This window comes from Cellulomonas sp. P4_B5_2, assembly GCF_056402235.1.
Genome location: NZ_JBFUHU010000016.1, coordinates 1 through 23,645 on the forward strand (window position 1 = coordinate 1; position 23,645 = coordinate 23,645).

Genomic DNA, 23,645 nt, shown 5'->3' on the forward strand with positions numbered 1-23,645 from the left:
CCATCAGCCGCTCGCGGAACGACTCGACCCCGACCGGGCTGCTGTAGGACAGCCCGTACCCGCTCGCCGTGAAGGTCACGTTCTTGGTGCCCTGCGCCGTCGCAAGGCTGTCCAGCGAACCGACCGCGGCCAGCGAGCCGTACTCGTCCAGCGTGATCGGCTGGTCGAGGATCACGATCCCGATGTCCTTGGTGTCGGGGAAGCCGGCGAAGTCGTCGAAGCCCCAGTTGTAGGTCTCGTCGGACGTCGCGCACACGACGCCGAGGGTGTCACCGGCGCAGAACTCCGGGTAGCCGGTGATGGGGTCGAGCTCGGTCTCGGGGTCGTAGTTCACGCCCGCGTCCTGCTGGAAGTAGACGACCGCGGTCGCGACGTCCTCGGTGCAGTGGCCGGCCGTGAGGAACACGGTCGGGGTGAGCAGCGAACCGGAACAGCGGCCCGCGAACACACCGTCGGCGTCGAAGGTGGTGAGCAGGCCCACGTAAGGGTGCTCGAAGTCCTTGACGTAGTTGCCTGTGATCGCGGCAGCGGGTGTCGCCGACGCGAGGAGCAGGCCGACCAGCGCGATGAGCGCGAGGAGGGTCTTGCGCACTGTGCCTCCCATGGTGAGGGGCGGTCGGGGTGGCCGCCTCAGCGCAGGCTAGGCCGGGTACGCCACGGGGGCATCCCGGACGAATGGGACGCGCGAGACGGGACGTTCGGCCCTCTTGCGAGCAGGCCCTGAAGGCGTTCCCTGAAGCAAGGCGAAGGGCCGGTGACCGGCATGTTCCAGGTGCGCATCCACGGACGGGGCGGGCAGGGCGTGGTCACGGCCGCCGAGCTCCTCTCGGTGGCCGCGTTCCGCGCAGGCCGGCACGCGCAGGCGTTCCCCAGCTTCGGCTCCGAGCGCACGGGCGCCCCCGTCGTGTCCTTCTGCCGCATCGCGGACGGTCCGATCCGGTCGCACGACCCGGTGGCCGCACCGGACGCGCTGATCATCCAGGACGTGTCGCTGCTGGGACGGGTCGACGTGCTCGCCGGGATGGTGGCCGACGGGTACGTGCTGCTCAACACCGTGCGGACGCCCGCCGAGCTGGGGCTCGGGTCGGCGGCCGCGGCCTTGCCACCGGGCCACGTCGTGACCGTCCCCGCGTCGGAGCTGGCGATGGAGCACGTCGGCCGGCCCGTGCCCAACGTCCCCCTGCTCGGCGCGTTCGCGGCGCTGACGGGGGTGATCACCCTCGACGGGGTCGTCGCGGCCCTCGAGGAGCGCTTCCCCGGACCGCTCGCCCGGTCCAACTCGGCGGCTGCCGAGGCCGCGTACCGGCTCGTCGTCGAGGAGGCCGCTCATGCTCCGGCAGGTTGAGGGATCGCGAGCCGTGGCGGCTGCCGTCGCCGCGTGCCGGCCGCAGGTGATCTGCGCCTACCCGATCTCGCCGCAGACCCACATCGTCGAGGAGCTCAGCCGCTTGGTGAAGGCCGGCGAGCTGGCCGGGTGCGAGTACGTGAACGTCGAGTCGGAGTTCGCCGCCATGTCCGGCGCGATCGGTGCCAGCGCCGTCGGCGCGCGGTCCTACACCGCGACCTCCAGCCAGGGCCTGCTCTACATGGTCGAGGCGGTGTACAACGCGTCCGGCATGGGCATGCCGATCGTGATGACCGTGGCCAACCGGGCCATCGGGGCGCCCATCAACATCTGGAACGACCACGGCGACACGATGTCCCAGCGCGACTCCGGCTGGATCCAGCTGTACGCGTCGAGCAACCAGGAGGCCGCGGACCTGCACCCGCAGGCGTTCGCGATCGCCGAGGAGCTGTCCGTACCGGTCATGGTGTGCATGGACGGGTTCGTCCTCACGCATGCCACGGAGGGGATCGACGTGCTCGACGCGGCGGGCGTCGACGCGTTCCTGCCGCCGTTCGAACCTCGCCAGGTCCTCGATCCCGACGAGCCGGTGTCGATCGGGTCGATGGTGGGCCCGGACGCGTTCACCGAGGTGCGCTACCTGGCTCACCTGCGCCAGCTCGAGGCGCTCGAGGTCATCCCGCGCGTCGCGGCGGAGTTCGCCGCACGGTTCGGCCGGGACTCTGGCGGTCTGCTGCGGCCCTACCGGACCGACGGTGCCGAGACCGTCGTCGTCGCACTGGGGTCGGTGTTCGGCACCCTGCAGGACGTGGTCGACGCCGAGCGCGACGAGGGCGTCAGCGTCGGGCTGCTCGGGGTCACCTCGTTCCGGCCGTTCCCGTACGCGGCCCTGGCGGCCGCGCTGGCGGGGGCACGGCGCGTGGTCGTGATCGAGCGGGCGCTCGCCGTCGGGGCGGGCGGGATCGTCTCCGGCGACGTCCGCCTCGCGCTGGCCGGGACAGGGATCGGCCAGAGCACGGTGATCGCGGGGCTGGGCGGACGGCCCGTCACGACGACGTCGCTGCGCGAGCTGCTCGGCCGCGCGGTCCGCGACGAGCTCCCGGAGCTCACGTTCCTCGACCTCGACACCGCGGTCGTCGACCGCGAGCTCGCGCGGCTCCACCCGAGCCTGAGGGAGGTGCGGTCATGAGCGCCACGCCGGTGAAGTTCTACCAGGTCGGCAGCTTCGCGGTCGGGAACCGGCTGCTCGACCCCGAGCTGCGCAGCGCGCAGTCCGAGCAGGGTCGCGCCAACTCGCTGACGTCCGGTCACCGCGCCTGCCAGGGGTGCGGCGAGGCGCTCGGCGCGCGCTACGTGCTGGACGCCGCCATGCGCGCGGCGGGAGGCCGGATGGTCACGGTCAACGCGACGGGCTGCCTCGAGGTCTTCTCGACGCCCTTCCCCGAGACGTCCTGGCGCGTGGCGTGGCTGCACTCGCTGTTCGGCAACGCACCGGCGGTCGCCACCGGCGTCGCGGCCGGGCTGCGTGCCCTCGGCAAGCCGGACGTGCGCGTCGTCGCACAGGGCGGCGACGGGGCGACGGTCGACATCGGCTTCGCGTGCCTGTCCGGGATGTTCGAGCGCAACGACGACGTGCTCGCCGTCTGCTACGACAACGGCGGCTACATGAACACCGGGGTGCAGCGCTCGGGTGCCACGCCGCCCGCCGCCCGCACCATGACCACGCAGACCGTCGGCGAGCACCCCGGCAACGTGTTCGGCCAGGGCAAGGACGTGCCGCGCATCGCGATGGCGCACGAGATCCCGTACGTCGCGACGGCCACCGTCGCCGACCTGCGCGACCTCGAGGCGAAGGTCGAGAAGGCCATGGGGATGCGCGGCGCGCGCTACCTGCACGTGCTGGTCCCGTGCCCGCTCGGCTGGGCGTCGGCGGCGAAGGACACCGTGCGGATCGCGCGGCTGGCCACCGAGAGCGGCTACTTCCCGGTGTTCGAGGCCGAGCGCGGCGAGGTGACGTCGGTGCGCCCGATCCGGCACCGCGTCCCCGTCGAGGAGTACCTCGCGCTGCAGGGCCGGTACGCCCACCTGTTCTCGCCGGTCCGGCGCGACGACGTGATCGACCGCCTGCAGGCGATCGCGGACCGGAACATCGCGCGGTACGGGTTGCTGGAGGAGGTGCAGTCATGACCAAGCCGTTCGCCATCACGCTCGACGTCGGCTCGAGCCTGGCCAACCACACGGGTGCCTGGCGCCAGGAGCGACCGGTGTACGTGGACCTCACGCCGCCGTGCGCGCACGCCTGCCCCGCCATGGAGGACCCGCAGAAGTGGCTCTACGCCGCCGAGGACGGCTCGTACGAGCAGGCCTGGCGCACGCTCGTCGAGGCCAACCCGTTCCCCGCGATCATGGGACGTGTCTGCTACCACCCGTGCGAGACGGTCTGCAACCGCAGCTTCCTCGACGAGGCGGTCGGCATCAACGCCGTCGAGCGCTTCCTCGGCGACCACGCCATCGAGCAGGGCTGGGCGCTTGCCGTCCCCACGGTGACGACCGGTCACCGCGTGCTGGTGGTCGGCGCCGGCCCCACCGGGCTGTCGGCCGCCTACCAGCTGCGGCGGCTCGGCCACGAGGTCACCGTCCGCGACTCCTCGCCGAAGCCCGGCGGGATGATGCGGTACGGCATCCCCGCGTACCGGCTGCCGCGCGACGTGCTCGACGCGGAGATCGCCCGCATCGTCGACCTGGGGATCACCCTCGAGCTGGGTCGTCGGGTGGACGACGTGCTGGCCGCCCTGGCCGAGGGGTTCGACGCCGTGTTCCTCGCGGTCGGCGCGCAGATCGGCAAGCGCGCGTACGTGCCCGCCGGGGAGGCGGCGCGGATCGTCGACGCGGTCTCGATGCTGCACGACGTCGCGCAGGGCGAGCCGCCGCTGCTCGGCCGCCGGGTGGTCGTCTACGGCGGCGGGAACACCGCGGTCGACGCCGCGCGGACCGCGAAGCGCCTCGGTGCGACCGACTCGATCATCGTCTACCGGCGCACCCGCGACCGGATGCCCGCGCACGACTCGGAGATGGCCGAGGCGCTCGAGGAGGGCGTCGTCGTGAAGTGGCTGTCCACGGTCGCGCACGCGGACGCCGGGCACCTCCGGGTCGAACGCATGGAGCTCGACGAGAGCGGCTTCCCCCAGCCGACCGGTGAGTTCGAGGACCTCGAGGCCGACTCCCTCGTCCTCGCGCTCGGCCAGGAGAGCGACCTGTCGCTCGTCGACGACGTCCCGGACGTCGCGCTCAGCGACGGGTCGGTCCAGGTGGACTCGTCCTTCATGACGGGTCACCCCGGCATCTTCGCGGGCGGCGACGTGGTGCCCGCCCAGCGGACGGTGACCGTCGGCGTCGGGCACGGAGCCCGGGCCGCTCGCGCGATCGACGCCTGGCTGCGCCGGGTTCCGGCGGTGGAGCCGACCGAGGCCCCGCTGGCGGAGTACGCCTCCCTGAACACCTGGTACTACGCCGACGCCCCGCACGCGGTCCGGCCGCGCCTCGAGGCGGCCCGGCGCACCTCCGGGTTCGAGGAGGTCGTCCAGGGACTCGATGCCGAGACCGCCGCCTACGAAGCACGCCGCTGCATGTCCTGCGGCAACTGCTTCGAGTGCGACAACTGCTACGGCGTCTGCCCCGACAACGCGGTGATCAAGCTCGGCCCCGGCAAGCGGTTCGAGATCGACTACGACTACTGCAAGGGCTGCGGGATCTGCGTGGCCGAGTGCCCGTCCGGGTCGATCCTGATGGTCCCCGAGCCGCGGTAGAGGCTCGTCACCGCCAGGTGCGGAAGTACCCCCCGACGTCCACGACCAGGTCGGTCACCGCGGAGTGGCTGTAGAACGAGACACCACCGCCCTGACCGATCCGGGAGATCACCATGTTCGGGTCGTCCCGGCCCGGGATGAGGTTGAGGTTCGAGATGCTCGGCGCCGGCCCCGGACCGGCCGGGAACACCCGGATCACCGTCAGGTAGCTCGGCCGCGCACCGGTCACGTTGAACACGGCCGCGGTCGCGTCCGACGGGATGCCCCGCACGCCCGCGACAGCCAGGGTGCGGGTCTGCTCGGGATACATCCGCCCGCCCGGCAGGCCCAGCCCGGTCCGGGTGTCCGCGAGCCGGACCGGGTCCATCGCGGTGAACCCGTTGTCCCCGGTCGGCGAGTAGTAGCCCGCGATGTCGGCCACGAGCATGACGTCGGAGGCGTGCGAGTAGAACCTGACCTTGCCGCCCCAGCCGACCTTCACCGTCACCAGGTTCGGCTGGTCGCGCCCCGGCATCAGGTTGAGGTTGGACACCGACGGCAGGTAGTCCCCGTAGAACGGCTCCGGGCTCGGGAACACCCGCACGACCGTGCGGCCCGGCGGGTTCGCCCCCGTGACGTTCAGGACCACCGCGGTCGCGTCCGCGGGGACACCGTTGCGGCCCGCCACCTGCAGGTCCACCCACCGGCCGGGGTGCAGGACCCCCTTGGGGCCACCCGCCTCGCCGGTGCGCAGGTCCATCACACGCTTCGGCTCCATCGGCACGTACGCGGTCGCACCACCGGCGCTGTAGTAGCCGGACAGGTCGACCACCACGTGCGTGGTCGTCCAGACGGTCGAGATGCGTACCCGCTGGCCCGCCCCGAGCTTGACCGTGACCAGGTTCGGCTGGTCCACGCCCGTCGCGACGTTGAGGTTCGAGATGTCCGGCTCGGGTGTGCCGGCGCTCGCGGGTGCGGGGAAGACCCGGAGGAACCCGGGTCCCTGCGGCGACGCGGCCGTGACGTTGAGGACGACCGAGGTCGTGCCCTTCGGCAGGTCGCTGAAGTCGAGCTCGACCGGGGATCCGGGACGCACGGCACCCTTGGTGGTCTCGCGTGTGTCGAGCACCCGGTACGGCTCCACGGGCGTGAACCGCTCACCCGCGGCACCCACCGTGAACCAGCTGCGCGCCACCTCGGTCATCGTCGCCCCGGCCGCGTCACGCAGGCCGGTCACGACGACCTCGTAGTGGCCGCCGGTCTCCAGGTCCGCCCTCGGCACGAGGGACACCGCACCCGTGGCGACGTCGGTGGACCGGTCCGCGGGGACGTCCTCGCCTTCGCGGTCGACCAGCCGCACGGACTCGGCCGTCACCCCCGCCGGGTCGAGCTGGCGCTTGCTCGTCACCGTCACCGTCGGCCGCGCGCCGACCCCGGACGCCTCGTCCTGCGGCGTCACGCCCCAGACCCAGGCCTGGTCACCCGGCGGGTCGTCCACATCGATCTGCGGCAGCACCGCCAGGTTGGAGTACCCGTCGCTCGCGAGGACGTCCGTCCGCGCGTCACCGGCTCCGTCGAACGGCAGGGCCCAGCCCGTGGTCGAGGTCCCCCAGGGGTGCGTGACGTACTGCTTGGCCCCGAACGAACCGTCCGCGTGCTGGATGGCCACGTAGGTGTTCCACACCAGGTCGAGGCGGCCGTCGCCGTCGACGTCTCCGAACGACGGGCTCAGCATCTCGACGGAGGTCGAACGAAGACCGCTCTGCGGGGCCGAGAGGATGCCGCCCGCGACGCCGTACACCACGGTCGTCGTCGCCAGGGTGCTGTTGGTGCTGATGAGGTCGGGCGCGCCGTCCGCATCCAGGTCGGCCACCTGGGCCTCCGTCGGACCCGCCAGCGCCGACACGTCGGGACCCGGTGCGAACGTGCCGTCGGCGTTCTGGAGCAGCGTCTTGCCCCGCCCGAGGAGCACGTCCGGCCCGCGAGCACCGTCGAGCTGGACCACCGCGACCGAACCCGGTGCCGTCGACGTGACCTGCTCCTTCAGGTAGGAGCCGGCCTGCGACCGCAGGAGGACGAGACCGCCCTGCGAGCCGACGAGGACGTCCACGTCGCCGTCGGCGTCGAGGTCCGCAGCCGCGACGCGTGCCGCCTCGCCCAGCCCGGTCGCCAGGACGACGGGCTGCGCCCACGCCCCGCCCGCCGCACTGAACGCCGAGACCTGGGACTCCCCTGCGGCGACGACCTCCGGAACCGTGTCCCCGTCGAGATCGACGACGACGAGCGTCGGGGGCCAGAACCCCGTCGGCACCGGGGCGTACGACGAGGCTGCGAACGTCCCGTCGGCGCGGCCGACGTTGAGCACGAGCTGGCCTACGCGCCCGAGACCGCCCGGACCCGGCGTAGAACGTCCCGTGACCAGGTCGGCGACGCCGTCCCCGGTGACGTCAGCGAGCGTCGGCCGCGTGTATCCCAGGAAGCCGACACTGGTCGCCTGTCCGCTGCCGAACCGCACCGCGTCCGCCGCGCGCTGCACTCCCGACGGCCGGACGACGACGATCGACTCCGGGTACGTGGGACCCCACGACGTGCTCTGGCGCGTCCCGTTCGGGGCCCACACCTTGACGTACACCCGCCCGCCGGCCGTGCGGAACCGTGAGCTCAAGGTCCCGAACTGCGTGAGCTGGTGGCCGTCGCTGTCGAACACGAGACCCCGCATCGGCCCGTCGACCATGTAGGCCTCGTAGTCGATGCCTGCCTGCAGGCCGTTGATGACCAGCCAGTCCACGTCCGCCTCTGCGCGCAACGACACCGCGTGCGCACCGAGGGCGACGATCGTCGCGTCCATGGCGAAGTCGTCGCTCGGCCCGTCGTCCCCGATCCGGTCCAGGGGGACCGCGGGCACCTGCCCGAGGGCCGCGCCGGCGTCGAGGATGCCGGCGCCGTAGAAGGGGTCGACCCCGCGAGGACCCGCGTCTCGCGCGGTCGCCTTCAGCCGGGCCGCGACCTGCTCCGCCGTCCAGCCGGGGTTGCGCTGGACCAGGAGCGCGGCCGCGCCGCTGACGAGCGGTGCTGCGAGCGAGGTCCCGGTGGCGGACACGTACACGTAGGAGCCCGCGGCCGACGGGCCGAGGATCTCCCGACCCGGTGCGGCGATCGACACCGCGTCGTTGTGGGACGAGGCCCCGGTCGAGGTGTACTGGTCCGTCTCGGTGATCCGGCCGCTGTCCTCGACCGAGGACACCGAGAGCACACCGGGGATCTCGGCTGCGTACGCCGCCGGGTACTGGAGCACCTCGTCGCCCGTGTTCCCTGCCGCGATCACGACGACGGAGCCGCGGGCGACAGCCGTGACGAGAGCGGCGCGAAGGATCGGGGACGGCGACTCGCCGCCGAGCGACAGGTTGATGACGTCGGCGCCGTTGGACGACGCGAAGTCGATGCCGGCCGCGACGCTCGAGTCCGTGCCCACACCGGAGTCGTCGAGCACCCGCACCGGCATGAGCGACGCGCGGTATGCGGCGCCGACGATCCCGGCGCCGTCGGCGGCACCCACGGCCACGCCGGCGACGAGCGTGCCGTGCCAGCCCGAGCCGGTCGGGTCGGCGTCGCCGCTGATCGCGTCCCATCCCGGCTTCACCCGGCCGGCCAGCTCGTTGTGCGAGGTGAGCACCGCCGAGTCCAGGACCGCCACCGTCACGCCGGTGCCGTCCGCGGTCTCCCACGCCGAGGGCAAGGTGGTGAGCTCGAGGTACGGCCACTGCTCGCCGACGTAGTCGTCGCCGCCCCAGACCTCGACACCGCTGGCCGTGCGGACGTGGTCGACCTGCACCTCGGCCACCCGCGGGTCGTCCGCGAGGTCGTCCGCGACCGCCGCGGCCCCCCCGGCCGGGGTGTCGACCGCGACGAAGCCGGTCCGACCCACGGTGCCGTCCACGCTGGAGTCGACGGCCGCGAGCGCCGAGCGGCGGGCCGAGTCCTCGGTCCCGGCGCGGAACTTGACGAGGACGCGATCCGGCGCGGCGGGCGCGGCGGGTGCGGCCGGGATCGTGTCCAGACCGAGCTCGGTGCGGTCGCGCGGCTCGTCCAGCGAGGGCACGACAGGCTCTGCCTGCGCGGGTCCCGCCAGGGCGAGCACCAAGGACGCCACGACGACGGACCCGATGCCCGTCTGCGTCAGTGCTCGGTGCGTGCGTCGTCGCAGGGAGATCATCAGAGTCCTCGCTCGTGCTTCCGGCTGCCCGCCGGCGGGCGCCAGACCGGCGCCGTCGATGCGTGAATCATCGGGCATCGAGATGCCCGGCCAAACCGCGCATTCGGGTGAACCGCCCATCGGGCGCCGAACACGGCAGCAGCCCGGACCTGGAAGGTCCGGGCTGCCGCTCAACGTGTGCGCGAGGGGGGATTTGAACCCCCACGCCCTTTCGGACACTGGCACCTGAAGCCAGCGCGTCTGCCGTTCCGCCACTCGCGCGCGCCGCAGAACATTAGCACGATCGCGACCTCCCTCCGACCAGGCCGAGAGGCCCCGGCAGGCTCGCCGCGCGCACATCACCCCTCATCCGGCCCCGTACCGGTGGGGCACGGATACGATCAAGGCGGGTTGCGGGTGCTGTACCTGCACGCAGAGGCGCACGAGGGACGAGGGAGGTGGCTGTGGGCATCCTCGACAGGTTCGAGAACGGCGTCGAGCGCGTCGTCAACAACGCCATCGCCAAGGCCTTCAAGAGCGAGCTGAAGCCGCTCGACCTCTCCAGCGCGCTGCGCCGCGAGGTGGACGACCGGGCCGCCGTCGTGGGACGCGACCGGACCGTCGTGCCCAACGAGTTYACGATCGAGCTCGCGACTGCCGACTACGACCAGGTGGAGTCGTGGGGTGCGGAGGCGTTGGCGGACGAGTTCGCCAACAACGTCACCGACTACGCCGCGAGCCAGCGGTACGCGTTCGTCGGGCCGGTGACCGTGTCGTTCAGCGAGGACAGCGAGCTCGAGGCCGCGCGATTCCGCGTGCACAGCGCGACGGTGCGCGGTGCGGTCGCCCCGGCGTCGGCGACGTCAGCACCGAGCGCGCGTCACCCGCTGGTGGACATCGACGGTCAGCGCTACATCCTCACCGGCCCGGTGACGGTCATCGGGCGCGGCTCGGAGGCGGACATCATCGTCGACGACCCGGGCGTCTCGCGTCGCCACCTCGAGATCCGTGTGACGTCCGACGGCGTGGTCGCAACCGACATGGGCTCCACCAACGGACTGTTCGTCGAGGGCCACCAGGTTCCGGCCGCGACCCTGCTGGACGGCAACACGCTGACCATCGGCCGTACCCGGATCCTGTTCTGGACCGGTGGCGAGCCGGACCCGGACGAGTGACGCCGGCGCATGAGTGAACTGACGATCACCCTGCTGCGGCTGGGTTACCTGGCCCTGCTCTGGGTGCTCGTGCTCTTCGCCATCGGGGTGCTGCGCCGCGACCTGTACGGGACGCGCATCACCGACCGTCGTCGTCGCAAGGCTCCCGTCGTGGCAGCCGGTGCGGCCGCGGTCGCCACCGAGCCCGCCAAGCCCGAGACCGCGCCGACGCGCACCCCCCGCTCGGCCCGCAGCGGCGCCGGCCCGTCGCGCCTCGTGGTCACCGAGGGTCCGCTGCGCGGCACGATCGTCCCGCTGGGGACGTCGGCGGTGCTCATCGGACGGGCGCCCAGCTGCACGCTCGTCCTGGACGACGACTACTCGTCGTCGCGGCACGCACGGATCTTCCCGCAGGGTGGCCAGTGGTTCGTCGAGGACCTCGGATCGACGAACGGGACATTCGTGGCGGACCAGCGCGTCGAGGCTCCGACCCCCGTCCCGACGGGTACACCCGTGCGCGTGGGCCAGAGCGTTCTCGAGCTGCAGAGGTAACCCGGTGACCGTCGCACTCAGGTATGCGGCGCGGTCCGACGTCGGACTCGTGCGCTCCAACAACCAGGACTCGGCCTATGCCGGTCCGCACCTGCTCATGGTCGCCGACGGCATGGGCGGCCACGCCGGGGGCGATGTCGCCTCGTCGGTGGCCGTCGCCGCGTTCGCGCCGCTCGACGGGGAGTCGCACGGCCCCGACGACGCCCTGGACGAGCTGGAGACGGCGCTGGCCAACGCCCGCGACGAGATCATCGCCCGCAGCGACGCCGACCCTGACCTCGGCGGCATGGGGACGACCGTGCTCGCCATCCTGCGCGCCGGCAACAAGCTCGCGATGGTGCACCTCGGCGACTCGCGCGGCTACCTCATGCGCGACGGCGTCCTCACGCAGGTCACCACCGACCACACGTTCGTGCAGCACCTGGTGGACATCGGCCGGATCACGCCGGAGGAGGCCGAGCACCACCCGCAGCGCTCGGTCGTCATGCGCGTGCTGGGCGACTTCGACCCCGAGGTGACCCCGGACCTGTCCGTCCGCGAGGCCCGCCCGGGCGACCGCTGGCTCCTGTGCTCCGACGGCCTGTCCGGYTTCGTGAGCGCGGAGACCATCGAGGAGACGATGGCGACGATCGACGACGTCGACGCGTGCGCGGACCGGCTGGTCCAGCTGGCGCTGCGCGCGGGCGGCGGCGACAACATCACCGTGGTCCTGGCGGACGTCATCGAGCTGGACGCCGTCGCGGACGGCGCCGGTCCGACGACGAACGCCACCGTGGTCGGCGCCGCCGCGCTGACCCGCAACGCCCCGACGGCCGCCGCCGACGGTCCGGCGGCGCGCGCGGCAGGCCTCACCCGGGCGCCCCAGGCGGGGGACGACGCCGGGGAGGAGTCGGTCGAGCCGCCGACCCCGGACGCCCCCGCCGCCGAGCAGCCGCCGCCTCCGCGGCGCTGGCGCTCGGTCGTCGCGTGGGTGGTCGTCGCCGTGGTCGTCCTCGGTGGTGCCGCGATCGCCTACGGCTGGACGCAGACRCAGTACTACGTGGGCGTCGACGACCAGGAGGTCGTGATCTTCCGCGGGCTCCCGCAGAACCTCGGACCCGTCCCGCTGTCGTCCGTGGTGGAGCGGACCGGTACCTCCTTGGAGGACCTCGCGTCGGGCTACCTGCGTGCCCGCGTCGAGCAGACCATCCACGCCGAGTCCCTGGACGACGCGCGCGAGCTCGTCGCCATGCTCGAGGAAGACACCGTCGGCACTGTCCCACCGAAGTCGTCGCCTTCGTCGACCCCGTCCCCGTCCGTCTCCGTCACCCCGACGGCCGCACCGTGAGCCGCGCGTGATGGCTACGGTCCAGCCGCACCGCGTGCGGGCCGGCCGGGATGTCGAGCTCGGCCTCCTGCTGCTCGCGCTCGCCATCGGCGTCGCCGCGTACGCGCTCGTCGGCATCGGCACCACCGACAAGGTCCCGCCGGACGTCATCGGCTACGGGGTCGGCATGGCCGCGCTGGCCATCGGCATCCACCTGGTGCTGCGGTGGCGCGCGCCGTTCGCCGACCCGGTGATCCTGCCGATCACCGTGGCACTCAACGGCATCGGGCTCGCGATGATCTACCGGATCGACTTCGCGTATACCGCGCGAGGCCGCGAGGACGCGTTCGCGCAGCGCCAGCTGGTGTGGACGGCGATCTCCGTGGTGCTCGCCGCYGCGGTGATCATCCTGCTGCGCGACCACCGGACCCTGCGGCGGTACACGTACACCGCCATGCTCGCCGGTCTCGTGCTCGTCATGCTGCCCCTGATCCCCGGCCTGGGCGTGCTGATCAACGGTGCGCGCATCTGGGTGCGCGTCGGTGGGGTCGGCTTCCAGCCCGCGGAGTTCGCCAAGATCGCGTTCGCCATCTTCTTCGCGGGGTACCTGGTCACCCATCGCGACACGTTGGCGCTCGCCGGGCCCAAGGTGCTCGGCCTGCAGCTGCCGCGACCGCGGGACCTCGGACCGATCCTCATCGTCTGGGGCGCGTCGGTCGCCGTCCTCGTGCTCGAGCGTGACCTCGGCACCTCGCTGCTCTTCTTCGGCCTCTTCGTCGCGATGCTCTACCTCGCCACGGAACGGCTGAGCTGGGTGGTCATCGGCCTCCTGCTGTTCGTCGTCGGCGCGGTCCTGGCCGCAGGCGCGTTCTCGCACGTGGGAGCGCGGTTCGACGCCTGGCTGCACGCCTTCGACCCCGCCGTGTTCGACCAGAGCCCGGGCGGGTCCGGGCAGCTGGTGCGCGGGCTGTTCGGCATGGCCAGCGGCGGTCTGTTCGGCACCGGGTGGGGTCAGGGGCGCCCCGACCTCGTGCCGTTCGCGGAGTCGGACTTCATCGTCGCGTCCCTCGGGGAGGAGCTCGGGCTCACCGGGCTGCTCGCCATCCTGCTCTTCTACGCGATCCTCGCCGAGCGCGGCATGCGCACCGCGATCGGGGTGCGCGACGGGTTCGGCAAGCTGCTCGCGGGCGGTCTGGCGTTCATCGTCGCGCTGCAGACGTTCGTCGTGGTCGGTGGCGTCACGCGGATCATCCCGCTGACCGGCCTGACCACCCCGTTCATCGCCTACGGCGGCTCGTCCCTGGTGGCCAACTGGGTGATCGTGGCCCTGCTGCTGCGGATCTCCGACGAGGCCCGGCGCCCGGCACCGTCCATGAAGCCGTCGCTCACGCCGATCGCGGGTACTCCGGTCGTCGGCGGCAGCAATGAGGATGATCAGCCGACCGAGATCATGCGGGGGGTGCGGTGAACACTCCCCTGCGCCGCCTCGCGACGGTTGTCCTCGTCATGTTCGTCGCGCTCATGGCCAGCGCCACCTGGGTGCAGTACTTCCAGGCCGAGCGGCTCAACAACGACAGCCGGAACGTCCGCACGCTCTACCGGGAGTTCGGCAACGCGCGCGGACCGATCGTGGTGGCCGGCGACGCCATCGCCCTGTCGACGCCGGTCGAGGACTCCTACGGCTACCAGCGCTCCTACACGGCCGGGGAGCTGTACTCGACGATGACCGGCTTCTACTCCGTGGTGAACGGCCGGACCGAGCTGGAGCGGGCGGCGAACGACGACCTGACCGGCCGCGGCGACCGGCTGTTCTTCTCGCGGATCCGGGACCTGCTGACGGGGAGCCAGCCCGAGGGCGCCGCCGTCGAGACCACCCTGCTGCCCGCAGCGCAGCAGGCCGCGCTCGAGGGACTGGCGGGCCAGCAGGGGGCGGTCGTCGCGATCGAGCCGTCCACCGGCAAGATCCTCGCGCTCGTCTCGACGCCCGGGTTCGACCCCAACGCGCTCGCCTCCCACGACATCGCGGYCGCCGGGGCCGCGTACCAGCAGCTGGCCTCGGCGGAGGGCAACCCGCTGCGCAGCAACGCCACGCAGGAGCGGTACCCGCCCGGCTCGACGTTCAAGCTGGTCACCGCGGCGGCGGCGCTGGAGAGCGGTCAGTACACGCCGCAGAGCACCCTCCCCGCGCCGGTCGAGCTCACGCTCCCGCAGACCACGGCGACCATCGGCAACTTCGGCGGTGGCGGCTGCGGCAGCGACCCGATCACGCTCGCGGACGCGCTGCGCATCTCCTGCAACACCGCGTTCGGACAGCTGGGCCTGAACGTCGGCGCCGACGCGCTGCGCACCCAGGCGGAGCGGTTCGGCTTCAACGACCCGAACCTCACGATCCCGATGAAGGTCGTCGAGAGCGTGTTCCCCGACGAGATGAACGCGCCGATCACCGCCCAGTCGGCCATCGGCCAGCGGGACGTCCAGGCCACCCCGCTGCAGATGGCGATGGTGTCGGCGGCGATCGCGAACGGCGGTCGGCTGATGACGCCGTACGTGGTGCAGACGGTGCGGTCGGCGGACCTGCACCGGGTGTCTGAGACGGAGCCGGAGCTGTACTCGACGGCGATGTCGCCCGGCACGGCCGCGTCGCTGCGGGACATGATGGTCGGCGTCGTCGACAGCGGGTCGGGCACGGCCGCCAAGATCCCGGGCGTGCAGGTGGCCGGCAAGACCGGTACCGCGCAGACCGCCGACGGGCAGGCTCCGCACGCCTGGTTCACGGCGTTCGCCCCGGCCGACGCCCCGCGCGTCGCGGTCGCGGTGCTCGTCGAGCACGGCGGGAACGCCGGCAACGAGGCCACCGGCGGACGCGTCGCGGCGCCCATCGCGAAGGCCGTCATCGAGGCGGTGCTGGGCTCGTGAAGACGGCATCGGGTCTCCTGCTCGGCGAGCGCTACCGGCTGGTCCGGCAGATCGCCGTCGGCGGCATGGGCGAGGTGTGGGAGGGGTACGACGACGCCCTCGCCCGCCCGGTCGCCGTCAAGGTGCTGCGCTCGGAGTTCGCCGGCGACCGCGGGTTCCTCGAGCGGTTCCGCACCGAGGCGCGCAACTCGGCGTCGCTGTCGCACCCGAACATCGCGCAGCTGTTCGACTACGGCGAGCAGGAGGGTTCGGGCTTCCTCGTCATGGAGCTCGTCGTCGGCGAACCCCTGTCCGACCTGCTCGAGCGCGAGCCCGTGCTGCCCACCCGCCGACTGCTGCCGATCCTGGCCCAGACCGCCCGCGCGCTGCACGCCGCGCACCTCGCCGGGGTCGTGCACCGGGACGTGAAGCCCGGCAACATCCTGCTGGGCCGTGGCGGCCGCGTGAAGATCACCGACTTCGGCGTCTCGCTGGCGCGCAACCAGGTGAACATGACCGCGACCGGCATGGTCATGGGGACCGCGCAGTACCTCTCGCCCGAGCAGGCCGTCGGCAAGCCCGCGACGCCCCTGTCCGACCTGTACTCGCTGGGGATCATCGCGTACGAGGCGCTCGTCGGGCACCGGCCCTTCACCGGGCCGACGGCGGTCGACATCGCCGTTGCCCACGTGAACAACCCGGTCCCGCCGCTGCCGTCCAGCGTCGACAAGCAGCTCGCCGCGCTGGTCATCCGGCTGCTGTCCAAGGAGCCCACCGCGCGACCCGCCTCGGGCGAGGAGCTCGCTCAGCTGCTGGACAAGATGGTGCCGCGCACGCCGCCGTCGGGCATCCCCGTGCTGGTCAGCAAGCACCAGCGCACCCCGGACACGTTCGCGACCGCGGTCGCGTCGGGGGGCGCCTCCGCGGAGGTACCTCCGCCCTCCTACCCGCCGCGCCGCACCCGGCGGGCCGACGAGCCCACCGGACGCGCCGCAGCCCGGCGGGCGTCGACGACCACCGGGGTCCGCCTGGGCCGGACGGGCCGGCTGTCCTGGCCGCTGCTCGCGCTGGTCCTGCTGCTCATCGGCCTGCTCGGGGCCGCCCTGGCAACACGGTTCACCAATGCGGACGGGCCTCCTGGCGACCAGACCAGGCCGTCGGCATCGGTCGCCCACTACCCTCGTGGCGACACCCTCGATGGGATGATCACGGAGAACGGGTCCGGCGCGCTCACAGCGGGCCCGGCATCGACGGAAGCAAAGGACGCCTAGTGGTGGACGACGGATCCCGCATCCTCGCCGGACGGTACGAGGTCGGCGAGCTCATCGGCCGAGGTGGCATGGCCGAGGTACACATCGGGCACGACACCCGGCTCGGTCGCACCGTGGCCATCAAGATCCTGCGCTCCGACCTGGCACGCGACCCCTCGTTCCAGAACCGGTTCCGCCGCGAGGCCCAGTCCGCGGCCGCGCTGAACCACCCAGCCATCGTCTCCGTCTACGACACCGGCGAGGACGTGTTCACCGAGCCCACGGGCGTCGTCGCGCACGTGCCGTTCATCGTCATGGAGTACGTCGAGGGCCACACGGTCCGCGACATCCTGCGGGACGGCCACGCGGTGCCCATCGAGGAGGCCGTGGAGATCACGGCCGGCGTGCTGTCCGCGCTCGAGTACTCGCACCACGCGGGCATCGTGCACCGGGACATCAAGCCCGCGAACGTCATGCTCACCCCGACGGGCGCGGTCAAGGTGATGGACTTCGGCATCGCCCGCGCCATGGCCGACTCGGCCGCGACGATGACGCAGACGCAGGCGGTCATCGGCACCGCGCAGTACCTGTCGCCCGAGCAGGCGCGCGGCGAGACCGTCGACGCCCGCTCCGACCTGTACTCCACCGGCTGCCTGCTCTTCGAGCTGCTCACCGGCCGGCCCCCGTTCGTCGGCGACTCGCCCGTGGCCGTGGCCTACCAGCACGTGCGCGAGGCCGCCCCGGTCCCCTCGACGTTCGCGTCGGACGTGCCGGACACGCTGGACCGCATCACGCTCAAGGCGCTGGCCAAGGAGCGCGACTCCCGCTACTCGAGCGCCGCCGAGTTCCGCTCCGACCTCGAGGCCGCCGTCCGCGGCGGTGCCGTGGGCGCGCCTGCTGTCGGTGCGCTCGCCGCCGCCGCGCTGGTCGCGACCCCCGCCACCGAGGCTACGCAGGTCATGGCCCCGCCCGTCGCCACGACGCAGGCCATGCCTCCGGCCACCTCGCCGTGGGCGTCCACCGGTGCCGCGGTCGCCACGGCCGGCCCGCCCGAGGAGGACGAGGGGAACAAGCGACCGTGGCTGCTTCCCCTGCTCATCGGGATCGCCGTCCTTGCCGTCGCGGGCATCGTGGCGCTGCTCATCGCCAACGCGAACAAGAGCAACGCCCCGGAGCCGATCCTCGTGCCGTCCGTCGTCGGGATGACCGCGGCAGAGGCCGAAGCGGCGATCACGGACGCCAACCTGATCTTCGTGCGGGCGCAGGAAGCCTCCGACACCGTCGAGGCCGAGCACGCGATCAGGACGGACCCTGAGGAGGGCACCGAGGTCAAGGCCGAGGACCCGATCACCGTCTACATCTCCACCGGACCCGCCAGCCTCGCCGTCCCCGACGTGTCCGGCCGGACCGAGCAGGAGGCGACCGACATCCTCACGGGCCTGGGCCTCGTCGTGTCCGCCAACCGTCAGGACGACGACAACCCCGCCTTCCCGCAGGGCCAGGTGACCAAGACCGAGCCCGCGTCGGGCACGTCCGTCAGCGCGGGTTCGTCCGTGACGCTCTTCGTCTCCACCGGCAACGTGCTCGTTCCTGACGTGGCCGGCAAGACGAAGGCCGAGGCGACGCAGATCCTCAACGACGCCAAGCTGCAGGTCAACACGTCACCGGTGGAGTCCGGCACCCAGGCGCCCGACACGGTCGTCTCGCAGGACGTCCCGGCCGGGACGCCGGTCAAGCAGGGTCGCGTGATCAACCTGCAGATCGCCATCGCGCCCACCACGGCGACCATTCCCCAGGGGCTCCCCGGCCAGACCTACGACCAGGTCGTCGCGGCGCTGCAGGCGGTCGGCCTGACCAACTTCAACCGCATCGAGGACCAGTCCGACCGGCCCGCGAACGAGGTGCTCCGGACCGACCCCACCGCGGGCGACGAGGTCCCGCTGGACCAGCAGATCGACATCCACGTCTCGAAGGGGCAGGGCAACGACCCGGCCCCGACCCAGACGCCCTAGGTGGCATGACGAAGGGGCCGTCCCGGTCGGGGCGGCCCCTTCGTCGTGCGTCAGAGGCGGACGAGCGGGTGCAGCCCCTCGGAGCGCGCCACGGCCTGGTCGTCGCCGCAGATCTCGAGCCAGTTGGCCAGCAGCCGGTGACCGCCCTCGGTGAGCACGGACTCGGGGTGGAACTGCACCCCGTGCAGGGGCAGCGACACGTGCTGGAGACCCATGATGATCTGTCGCCCGTCGCCTGCGACGACCGCCGTGACCTCCAGCTCGTCCGACACCGTGTCGTTCACCACCGCCAGCGAGTGGTACCGCGTGGCGGTGAACGGGTCGGGCAGCCCGGCCAGCACCCCCTCGCCCTTGTGCTCCACCTGGCTGGTCTTGCCGTGCATGAGCTCGGGCGCATGCGTGACGGTCCCGCCGAACACCTCGCCGAGCGCCTGGTGACCGAGGCAGACACCCAGCATCGGCAGACCGGCGTCGGCGCAGTCGCGGATCACCTGCATGCTCTGGCCGGCGTCGGCGGGGGTGCCGGGTCCGGGGCTCACCAGGACGCCGTCGAAGCCCGTGCGCTCCTCGACCGGCGGGACCGCGTCGTTGCGGACCACGACCGTCTCGGCGCCCAGCTGGTTGAGGTAGCCGACGATCGTGTAGACGAACGAGTCGTAGTTGTCGATCACCAGGATCCGCGTCACGTCACTCACCCACAGTCGTCTCGTTGAAGGGCATGAAGGGCGCGATCGCCGGGAAGACCCACAGGAAGCAGGCGGTCAGGACCGCGAGCGCGGCGACCGTGAGGATCAGCACGCGCACCGCGGCGGGTCCGGGCAGCCGGTGCCACRGCCATCCGTACATCAGCGCCCTCCGTCCCGCTCGCAGGTGACCATCATGCGCCACCGAGCAGCTCGGCCGGGATCCCGTCCGACGTCGGCGCCCAGTAGTCGAGCACCCCGTGGACGATGAACCGCTCCCGCGCCGAGAACATCGGGTGGCAGGTGGTGAGCGTGATCATGCGCTCGGTGGGAGCCGCGCCGGGGTCGCCGGGCACGGGGGCGATCACCGAGACCTCGGACGGCAGGACGATCTGCGTCGACGTGACCCGGTAGACGTACCAGACGTTGTCGGTGGTCCGGATGACCAGCGGGTCACCCACCTGGAGCTCTTCGACCCGGTTGAACGGCTTGGCGTAGGTGGTCCGGTGGCCGGCCACCGCGAAGTTCCCGAGCCCTCCGGGCATCGCCGTGCCTTCGTAGTGCCCGGCGCCGAGCACGTCGAGCACCGTCGCACGGTCCGTCCCCTGGCTGATCGGGCGCTCGGGCTCGCCCACCCACCGCGGCACCTGGATGGTCGCGAAGGTCGTCGCGTGCGGCGGCTCGGCCATCACCGGCGGCTCGTCGCGCCGCGGCGGGGCGATGACCGGTCCCGCGGGTGCTCCGGCGCTCGGTGTCGCGGTCGGCACCGGCTCGAACGGGAGCTCGCGCACGATCTCGGCCTGCGCGCGGTTGCCGACGACGTCGGTCCACCAGAGCTGCCACACCAGGAACGCGAACAGCAGCACGCCGAGCGTGATGAGGATCTCGCCTATGACGCCGACGATCCCGTAGACCCTGTGCCGGACCCGGTGGGCCGCGACCTTCTTCTGGCGCTCCCGCCTCGTGTCAGGAGGGGGCTCCGTCGTCGTCCCGGTCATCCGTCGGCACCGGGGCTTGCGCGGTTCTCCGCCTCCGCCTCGGCCTCCTCGAGCCCGGGCAGGATCTCGACACCGTCAGGGACGCTCGCGGACGTCAGCTCGGTCGCGCCCGAGTAGGCCCCGAGCGAGAGTGGCTCCTCCGCGTCGGTGACCGACCAGCCGAGCCCGACGTCGGCGGCGTCGCGCAGGTACGACTGCACGGCGGGCGAGGCGAGGAGCGCGCGGCGCAGCTCCGTCGGGTCGCCGATGGCGCGCACCACGTACGGCGGGGAGTACAGGCGCCCGTGCAGCTTGAGCACGTTCCCGACGCACTGGAACGCGCTCGTGGAGATCACCCGCTGGTCCATGAGCTCCATGGCCTCGGCGCCCCCGGCCCACAGCGCGTTCATCACGGCCTGCAGGTCCTGCTGGTGCACCACGAGCACGTCGGGGCTCACCTCGTCGCGCCGCGGCGAGTCGGTGGGCGCGTCCTCGAGCTGCACCGTGACTCCCGGGCCGACGACGGGCACCAGGCCCCCCTCGACCACGTACCCGGCGCTGGGGCTGCCGGGAGGGGTCCCGCCCGCGGCGTTCTCGCTCGTCGTCAGGTCGTCCACGTCGGCGCGCAGGCCGTCGACCTCGGTGGAGAGCCGCGCGACGCGGTCCGTCTCCACCTGCACGAGCTCCCGCAGGTCCTGCGGGTGACGCTCGCCTGAGGCCCGCGCGAACTTCGCGTTGGCCGCGAACAGCGCCCCCGACAGCGCAAGCACCAGGGCGACCGACAGCGTCCCGCGCGCGAGGAAGCGACGCGCGCGGTGCGGGTGGTCGGTCACGGACGGCTCCTCGGGCGGTGCATCACGACGGGCACAGTTCGGGTGGGCACTACGCTAGGTCACGATGCGACGGGTCCGTGACGACGCGGCCTCGGCGCATCATCGACGAACGCCCATTTTCGACCACGCCGTTTCCCGCGTGGTCTCCCGTGGCCCGTGGGCCGCACCGCCGCAGGACAGGAGCACCGGACGTGCCTGAGTCGAAGTCGCGCAAGAAGGCGACGTACACACCGCCGCCCGCCAAGTCGACGGGACCCAAGGTCAACGCGCCCTGGTTCCTCCCCGTGATGCTCGGGCTGATGATCCTCGGACTGATCTGGATCGTGGTCACGTACCTCACCCAGTCGCAGTACCCGATCCCTGGCATCGACCAGTGGAACCTGGCCATCGGGTTCGTCCTCATCATCGCCGGCTTCAGCATGACGACGCGCTGGCGCTGACGCTCCACACGCTCTGACCGAGGCGCCGTTCGCACCCGCGAGCGGCGCCTTCGTCGACCCCGGCGAGCGGGCGTCCGCTATGCCCGGACCCGGCGCTCGTCCCCACCCTCGTGCCACCGACGTCATCCCCAGGCCGCGGCGCTGACCTGCGGGAACGCCCGGGCTGTCCCCAGCGGTGCACAAGTCTGTGGATAACTACACGGGTGTAGTTCCACAGCTGTGGGCAACCGTGGGGACACCGGGAGAGGTGCCGGATCGTGCTGTGAGCGGGCTTGAGACTCAGTCGAACGCGCCGACGGAGGCATACGTGAGCAGCGTGGCCACGAGCAGCACCGCGACGAGCGCCACGGGCGCCGCGACGGCGACGAGCCGTCGTCGGGACGCGGGGGCGTAGGCGTACGCCGCGGCGAGCAGCCCACCGGTGACCAGCCCGCCCACGTGCGCYTGCCACGCGATGTTCGCCATGACGAACCCGAGGGCCAGGTTGATGCCGATGAGCACGAGGATGCCGCGGACGTCGCCGCCGAGCCGCTTGCTGACCACGAGGATCGCGCCGAACAGACCGAACACCGCACCGGACGCACCGACGCTCGTGACGGCCCAGCTGTCCGTCGCGGTGGCCAGCAGGACCGACCCGACGGAACCGCCGATCGCGGACACCAGGTAGAGCGTGATGTACCGGGCCCGGCCGAGCGTGTTCTCGAGCGTGGGCCCGACGAACCACAGGGCCACCATGTTGAACACGATGTGCAGGTACTGGCCGGGGGAGTGCAGGAACGCCGCGGTGAGGAATCGCCACGGCTCGTAGAACCCGAGGATCGGCGAGAACAGCCAGCGGCCGGTCCACGACGGCAGGACCAGCTGCAGGACGAAGCTGACCACGCACAGGCCGATGAGGGTGAGCGTGACGACGGGCCGGCCGTCGTGCCGCACCCCGCCGAGCGCGGTGCGGGTGCTCGGCACGGCACGGGCCGCCTCGGCCACGCAGTCGACGCAGTGCACGCCGACCGCGGCCTGGCGCTGGCACTCCGGGCAGGTGGGCCGGCCGCACCGCTGGCACCGCACGTACGACACCCGGTCGGGGTGCCGAGGGCAGACCGGCGGCGCGACCGGCGCGCCCGGCTGGGAGGACTCGCTGATGGTGGTCTCAGTCCTCGATGGTGATCGAGTTGATGACGATGTCCTCGACGGGACGGTCACCCGGGCGGACACGCGTCTTCTCGATGGCGTCGACCACGGCACGGCTCTCGTCGTCGGCGACCTTGCCGAAGATCGTGTGCTTGCCGTTGAGCCACTCGGTGGGCGCCACCGAGATGAAGAACTGCGAGCCGTTGGTGCCGCCGACCTTGCCGGTGGTCGGGTCCAGACGCTTGCCGGCGTTGGCCATGGCGAGCAGGTAGGGCTCGTTGAACGACAGCTCGGGGTGGATCTCGTCGTCGAACGTGAAGCCGGGGCCTCCGCGGCCGGTGCCCAGCGGGTCGCCGCCCTGGATCATGAACCCGGAGATCACGCGGTGGAAGACGACCCCGTTGTACAGGGGGTCGGTGCGCTCCTCGCCGGTGGTCGGGTCCGTCCAGGGGGTCGTTCCCGTGGCCAGCCCCGTGAAGTTCTGCACCGTGCGGGGCGCGTGGTTGGGGTAGAGCTCGATCCGGATGTCTCCGGCGGTCGTGTGCAGAGTCGCAAACATGCGAGAAGTCTCGCACGCGACCCTGCTGAGGACCTGGAGACGAGCGGTCGCGCAGGCCACGGGCCGAATACCACCCTGCACGGGTGCGCTCACGGTGGCAGAGTGGGACGCCAGTACAGCCGACGAGCCGGGAGCCGAGAATGCCGTTCACGAAGAGCCCGAAGATCGACGTCGATACCGAGAAGCTGAAGGACCAGGCAGCCGACCTGGGCGCCACGCTGGCCGACGCCGCGAGGAGCGCCAAGGAGACCGCCGGGACCGCGGCGTCCAAGGCCGGAGACGCCGCCGCCCAGGCGAAGGACTGGACGACCCCGCGGGTCGAGGCGGCCATCGACTGGCTGCTGCCCCGCGTCGAGCACCTGTACAAGGAGAGCGTCAAGGCGGCCGCTCCCAAGGTGGAGAGCGCGGCCCTGAAGGCGTCGCCGGCCATCGACAGCGCGCACGACAAGCTGGTGGACGACCTGCTGCCCAAGCTCGTCGCGGCCATGAACGACGCCGCGGTCAAGGCGGGCGCTGCGGTCGAGCACGCTGCCG

19 protein-coding genes, 1 tRNA gene and 2 pseudogenes are annotated in these 23,645 nt (G+C 72.2%); 13 read left to right on the top strand and 9 right to left on the bottom strand.

Annotation, left to right across the window (positions count from 1 at the left end; genetic code table 11):
* A pseudogene (locus tag AC1DUQ_RS02180) lies at positions 1-592 on the bottom strand (hypothetical protein); the annotation flags it as partial.
* 171 nt (positions 593-763) lie between these two features.
* Here AC1DUQ_RS02180 and AC1DUQ_RS02185 point away from each other — a divergent pair.
* From AC1DUQ_RS02185 to AC1DUQ_RS02200, 4 genes are read left to right on the top strand one after another with little or no spacing between them, the layout of a single operon-like run.
* On the top strand, positions 764-1,345 hold the full coding sequence (locus AC1DUQ_RS02185) for a 2-oxoacid:acceptor oxidoreductase family protein (protein ID WP_477060791.1): 582 nt from the start codon (positions 764-766) through the stop codon (positions 1,343-1,345).
* 13 nt (positions 1,346-1,358) lie between these two features.
* Complete coding sequence (locus AC1DUQ_RS02190) at positions 1,359-2,534, top strand: hypothetical protein (RefSeq protein ID WP_477073334.1); 1,176 nt, start codon at positions 1,359-1,361, stop codon at positions 2,532-2,534.
* Complete coding sequence (locus AC1DUQ_RS02195; RefSeq protein ID WP_477059612.1) at positions 2,531-3,532, top strand: thiamine pyrophosphate-dependent enzyme; 1,002 nt, start codon at positions 2,531-2,533, stop codon at positions 3,530-3,532. The genes AC1DUQ_RS02190 and AC1DUQ_RS02195 overlap by 4 nt, the downstream gene beginning before the upstream one ends.
* Positions 3,529-5,151 (top strand): NAD(P)-binding protein, encoded by a 1,623-nt coding sequence (locus tag AC1DUQ_RS02200; RefSeq protein ID WP_477059611.1) that lies wholly within the window; start codon positions 3,529-3,531, stop codon positions 5,149-5,151. The genes AC1DUQ_RS02195 and AC1DUQ_RS02200 overlap by 4 nt, the downstream gene beginning before the upstream one ends.
* 7 nt (positions 5,152-5,158) lie before the next feature.
* Here AC1DUQ_RS02200 and AC1DUQ_RS02205 read toward each other — a convergent pair whose 3' ends face one another.
* Both AC1DUQ_RS02205 and AC1DUQ_RS02210 read right to left on the bottom strand, forming a co-directional pair.
* The gene (locus AC1DUQ_RS02205) at positions 5,159-9,343 is read right to left on the bottom strand and encodes a S8 family serine peptidase (RefSeq protein ID WP_477059610.1); all 4,185 of its coding nucleotides are present in this window, start codon (positions 9,341-9,343) and stop codon (positions 5,159-5,161) included.
* A 178-nt stretch (positions 9,344-9,521) separates the two neighbouring features.
* Positions 9,522-9,604, bottom strand: a tRNA-Leu gene (locus tag AC1DUQ_RS02210).
* Positions 9,605-9,786: 182 nt separating this feature from the next.
* Between AC1DUQ_RS02210 and AC1DUQ_RS02215 the strand changes: the two genes are divergently transcribed.
* Genes AC1DUQ_RS02215 through pknB form a run of 7 tightly spaced genes read left to right on the top strand, consistent with a single transcriptional unit; the run spans position 9,787 to position 18,491 of the window.
* The gene (locus AC1DUQ_RS02215; protein ID WP_056086159.1) at positions 9,787-10,497 is read left to right on the top strand and encodes an FhaA domain-containing protein; all 711 of its coding nucleotides are present in this window, start codon (positions 9,787-9,789) and stop codon (positions 10,495-10,497) included.
* Positions 10,498-10,506: 9 nt separating this feature from the next.
* Positions 10,507-11,028, top strand: coding sequence for an FHA domain-containing protein FhaB/FipA (locus AC1DUQ_RS02220; protein WP_477059609.1), 522 nt, complete (start codon positions 10,507-10,509; stop codon positions 11,026-11,028).
* Positions 11,029-11,032: 4 nt separating this feature from the next.
* A complete protein-coding gene (locus AC1DUQ_RS02225; RefSeq protein WP_477073335.1) occupies positions 11,033-12,355 on the top strand; it encodes a PP2C family protein-serine/threonine phosphatase in 1,323 nt (440 codons plus the stop codon).
* 10 nt (positions 12,356-12,365) lie between these two features.
* Positions 12,366-13,802, top strand: a complete 1,437-nt coding sequence (locus AC1DUQ_RS02230; RefSeq protein ID WP_477059607.1) for an FtsW/RodA/SpoVE family cell cycle protein — start codon at positions 12,366-12,368, stop codon at positions 13,800-13,802.
* Complete coding sequence (locus AC1DUQ_RS02235; protein ID WP_477073336.1) at positions 13,799-15,250, top strand: peptidoglycan D,D-transpeptidase FtsI family protein; 1,452 nt, start codon at positions 13,799-13,801, stop codon at positions 15,248-15,250. The genes AC1DUQ_RS02230 and AC1DUQ_RS02235 overlap by 4 nt, the downstream gene beginning before the upstream one ends.
* Positions 15,247-16,500 carry a serine/threonine-protein kinase gene (locus AC1DUQ_RS02240; RefSeq protein WP_477059605.1) on the top strand — a complete coding sequence of 418 codons (1,254 nt, stop codon included), beginning with the start codon at positions 15,247-15,249 and terminating at the stop codon, positions 16,498-16,500. The genes AC1DUQ_RS02235 and AC1DUQ_RS02240 overlap by 4 nt, the downstream gene beginning before the upstream one ends.
* Complete coding sequence (gene pknB / locus AC1DUQ_RS02245; protein WP_477059604.1) at positions 16,500-18,491, top strand: Stk1 family PASTA domain-containing Ser/Thr kinase; 1,992 nt, start codon at positions 16,500-16,502, stop codon at positions 18,489-18,491. The genes AC1DUQ_RS02240 and pknB overlap by 1 nt, the downstream gene beginning before the upstream one ends.
* 50 nt (positions 18,492-18,541) lie before the next feature.
* Here the strand turns inward: pknB and AC1DUQ_RS02250 are convergent, their stop codons facing one another.
* The 4 genes from AC1DUQ_RS02250 to AC1DUQ_RS02265 are packed head-to-tail and all read right to left on the bottom strand — an operon-like array spanning position 18,542 to position 20,984.
* Positions 18,542-19,177: an aminodeoxychorismate/anthranilate synthase component II gene (locus AC1DUQ_RS02250; RefSeq protein WP_477060790.1), complete on the bottom strand. Its 636-nt coding sequence runs from the start codon at positions 19,175-19,177 to the stop codon at positions 18,542-18,544.
* A gap of 1 nt (position 19,178) precedes the next feature.
* Complete coding sequence (locus tag AC1DUQ_RS02255; protein ID WP_477073337.1) at positions 19,179-19,337, bottom strand: hypothetical protein; 159 nt, start codon at positions 19,335-19,337, stop codon at positions 19,179-19,181.
* A 31-nt stretch (positions 19,338-19,368) separates the two neighbouring features.
* The gene (locus tag AC1DUQ_RS02260; protein ID WP_477059602.1) at positions 19,369-20,172 is read right to left on the bottom strand and encodes a class E sortase; all 804 of its coding nucleotides are present in this window, start codon (positions 20,170-20,172) and stop codon (positions 19,369-19,371) included.
* The gene (locus AC1DUQ_RS02265; protein WP_477059601.1) at positions 20,169-20,984 is read right to left on the bottom strand and encodes a DUF881 domain-containing protein; all 816 of its coding nucleotides are present in this window, start codon (positions 20,982-20,984) and stop codon (positions 20,169-20,171) included. Before AC1DUQ_RS02265 ends, AC1DUQ_RS02260 begins: the two co-directional genes overlap by 4 nt.
* 191 nt (positions 20,985-21,175) lie before the next feature.
* Between AC1DUQ_RS02265 and AC1DUQ_RS02270 the strand changes: the two genes are divergently transcribed.
* Positions 21,176-21,424, top strand: a complete 249-nt coding sequence (locus AC1DUQ_RS02270) for a cell division protein CrgA (protein WP_477059600.1) — start codon at positions 21,176-21,178, stop codon at positions 21,422-21,424.
* A 279-nt stretch (positions 21,425-21,703) separates the two neighbouring features.
* Here AC1DUQ_RS02270 and AC1DUQ_RS02275 read toward each other — a convergent pair whose 3' ends face one another.
* Together AC1DUQ_RS02275 and AC1DUQ_RS02280 are read right to left on the bottom strand one after the other, a co-directional pair.
* Positions 21,704-22,498: a rhomboid family intramembrane serine protease gene (locus AC1DUQ_RS02275; RefSeq protein WP_477059599.1), complete on the bottom strand. Its 795-nt coding sequence runs from the start codon at positions 22,496-22,498 to the stop codon at positions 21,704-21,706.
* A gap of 73 nt (positions 22,499-22,571) precedes the next feature.
* A complete protein-coding gene (locus AC1DUQ_RS02280) occupies positions 22,572-23,111 on the bottom strand; it encodes a peptidylprolyl isomerase (RefSeq protein WP_477059598.1) in 540 nt (179 codons plus the stop codon).
* 140 nt (positions 23,112-23,251) lie between these two features.
* Between AC1DUQ_RS02280 and AC1DUQ_RS02285 the strand changes: the two are divergent.
* Positions 23,252-23,645, top strand: a pseudogene (locus AC1DUQ_RS02285) (hypothetical protein); the annotation flags it as partial.